Origin of the sequence: Streptomyces prasinopilosus (assembly GCF_001419695.1) — a bacterium.
GTDB lineage: Bacteria > Actinomycetota > Actinomycetes > Streptomycetales > Streptomycetaceae > Streptomyces > Streptomyces prasinopilosus.
The window spans coordinates 1-2,418 of record NZ_LIRG01000759.1 but is presented as its reverse complement, the minus strand read 5'-3'; the positions used below and the strand labels follow the sequence as shown (position 1 = coordinate 2,418).

The following is a 2,418-nucleotide window of genomic DNA, read 5'->3' as shown; positions in this document are numbered from 1 at the left end:
CCCGCCGGGCCGCCGGGTGCCGGGTGGCCGCGCGGGAGGCGCCCCCGCCCCGGGCACCGGCCCCGGAGCGGGTGACGAGGTGCCGGAAGAGTCCCCCGCGGAGGGCTTCCCGTCCGCCGGGCCGTCCACCGTGCCGTGCGCCGGGCCGCCGTCCGCCTCGTTCACCGTGTCCGCCGCCGAGTCGAAGCGGTCGTCCAGGGAATCGGATGCGGGCGCGGGACCCGTGTCGCCGGGGGCGCCGTCGTACAACTGCCCCCACCAGGCGTCCTCGTGACCGGTGGGCCTGCCTCCCTGCTCGCTCATACCCTGGATTGTCCACCGCGCGGGCCCGATGGGAACGGGGCATCGGGAAATCCGTTGCCGGTTCCGTGCGGCACGCGGCCCGCCGGCCGCCCGGGGTGCGCGAAGGCGCGTCGGCCCGGGGCGAGGGGCCGGTGCGAGGGCCGGTCCGCGTCACCCCGCACCTGGTCTGCGCCTCCCGCCGTCCTCCGGCACCCTGGACGCATGGGAGCGTGGGACCTCCTGCTGACCGGGCTGGTGATCCTGTTCGGTCTGTGCGGAGTGCTGCTGCCCGGGGTCCCGGGGTCGTGGCTGGTGTGGGCCGCGATCCTGTGGTGGGCACTGAAGGATCCGCGGCCCGTGGCGTGGGGGGTGCTCGTCGGGACGACGGTCGTCCTGTTCCTCTCCCAGGTGGTCCGCTGGACCCTGCCGTCCCGCCGGCCGCGGGCCGGCGGGGCCGACGGGGCCGACGGCCGGGTGCTGGCGTACGCGGGTGCGGGAGCGTTCCTGGGCTTCGTCCTGGTGCCCGTGCTGGGCGCGGCCCCGGGCTTCGTGGCCGGTGTCTACGCCTGCGAGCGGATGCGCCTGGGCCGCCACGGGGAAGCCGTGGCGGCGACGCGTACGGTGATGCGCTCGGGCGGCTGGGGCGTACTGACCGAGTTGTTCACCTGCCTGCTGATCACGGCGGCGTGGCTCGGCGCGGTGTTCTGGGGCTGAAGCCCTCCCGGCTCCGGTCCCCGCCTCCGGTCAGGGGCGGAGCACTCCTTCGTGGGTGAGCAGGTGGATCTTGCGGTCCAGGCCGCCCGCGTATCCGGTCAGCGACCCGTCGGCGCCGATCACCCGGTGGCAGGGGCGCACGATCAGCAGCGGGTTCGCGCCGATCGCCCCGCCGACGGCCCGTACGGCGGCCCGGGGGGCGCCGATCCGTGCGGCGATCTCGCCGTAGGACACGGTCTCCCCGTGGGGGATGTCGTCGAGCGCGGCCCAGACCTTCTCCCGGAAGGGGGTGCCGGCGGCGGACAGCGGCAGCCGGAAGTCCTTGAGCTCGCCGGCGAAGTACGCGGCGAGCTGCTCCTCGGCCGCGCGGAACGGTCCCGGGTCCTGCCGCCAGTCGTCCCGCACGGCGCGCCCGCCCTTCTGCCCGGGCACGGAGAGCGAGGTCAGCGCCCCGTCCGGGCCGGCGGTGAGCAGCAGCGTGCCGAGAGGGCTCTCGACACGGGTCCAGTAGGTGTCCGCGGCAGCCGTACCGCTGGTCGTCGTGCCGGTCGTCGTGTTCGTCGTGAGGGGTGCCGTGGTGGGTGTCATGGTGTTCATGGGTACTCCAACTCCCCTGCTGCGCGCAGGTGGTTCAGGGCGTATGAGCGCCAGGGGCGCCAGCTGTCGGGCATGTCGGGGGCGGGCGGGGCCACGTCCGGGTCGCCGAGGGCACGGGTGCGGATCACGGCGACGGTGCGGGCGTCCAGGCCCGGGACGCCGTACAGGGCGTCAGCGGCCGCGTCCCGGTCGGCGCCGGGGTCGAGGCGTACGGTGCCGTCGGCGAGGGCGGTGGTGAGCGCGCCCAGGGTGCCTCCGGGTACGGCGCCGGCGAGGGCGGCCGGTTCGGGGAAGAGGTGGGTGAGGGTGCCGCAGGGGGCGTCGAGGGCCTTGCCGTACCGCTGGACCAGCCGGGCGGCCCGGTCGCGGCCGACCAGGGCCCGTACCGCGAGTTCGTCGGGGTCGGCGGTGCCCGGGGAGCGCAGTCCCGGGCGGGCGGCGACCAGCGGGGCGAGCCGCGCGTCGGCGCCGAGCCGTTCGTCGACGGCGTACGGGTCCGCGTCCAGGTCGAACAGGCGGCGCAGCCGCTGTACGGCGGTGGTCAGGTCGCGGAGGTCGGTGAGGTGGATCCGGGCGTCGAGCCAGCCGCCGGGGCGGGTGCCGGAGCCGGTGCGCGCGGTGCCGGGGCGTTCGTCGACGGCGGTGATGCCGGTGCCGTACGGGAGGCGCAGGGTGCGCTGGTGGGTGCGGGCGCCCCGGACGCCGGTGACCTCCTCGATGCCCTCGACGGCCTCGCGTTCCAGCAGGTCGAAGACGGGGCCGGGCTGGTACGGGCCGCGGTGGGCGAGGCGCAGGGAGATGCCGGCGGTGGGAGTGGGGGTGGCG

The 2,418-nt window shown here is 76.5% G+C and carries 3 protein-coding genes and 1 pseudogene; 1 reads left to right on the top strand and 3 read right to left on the bottom strand.

The features are described 5' to 3' along the window. Positions 1 to 303, bottom strand: a pseudogene (locus tag AOK18_RS25935) (protein phosphatase 2C domain-containing protein); the annotation flags it as partial. Between the two features lie 201 nt (positions 304 to 504). Here AOK18_RS25935 and AOK18_RS25930 point away from each other — a divergent pair. Beyond that, the gene (locus AOK18_RS25930; RefSeq protein ID WP_055695912.1) at positions 505 to 996 is read left to right on the top strand and encodes a DUF456 domain-containing protein; all 492 of its coding nucleotides are present in this window, start codon (positions 505 to 507) and stop codon (positions 994 to 996) included. Between the two features lie 30 nt (positions 997 to 1,026). Here the strand turns inward: AOK18_RS25930 and AOK18_RS25925 are convergent, their stop codons facing one another. Beyond that, on the bottom strand, positions 1,027 to 1,584 hold the full coding sequence (locus AOK18_RS25925; RefSeq protein ID WP_079105184.1) for a methylated-DNA--[protein]-cysteine S-methyltransferase: 558 nt from the start codon (positions 1,582 to 1,584) through the stop codon (positions 1,027 to 1,029). Positions 1,585 to 1,589: 5 nt separating this feature from the next. Then, positions 1,590 to 2,418: AlkA N-terminal domain-containing protein (locus AOK18_RS25920; protein ID WP_276205371.1), on the bottom strand; the 829-nt coding region annotated here is incomplete at its 5' end.

What these genes read in the sequence shown, in the direction of transcription:
- AOK18_RS25930 (WP_055695912.1), top strand. Translation starts at nt 505, where the DNA reads ATGGGAGCGTGGGACCTCCTGCTGACCGGGCTGGTGATCCTGTTCGGT.
- AOK18_RS25925 (WP_079105184.1), bottom strand. Translation starts at nt 1,584, where the DNA reads ATGACACCCACCACGGCACCCCTCACGACGAACACGACGACCGGCACG.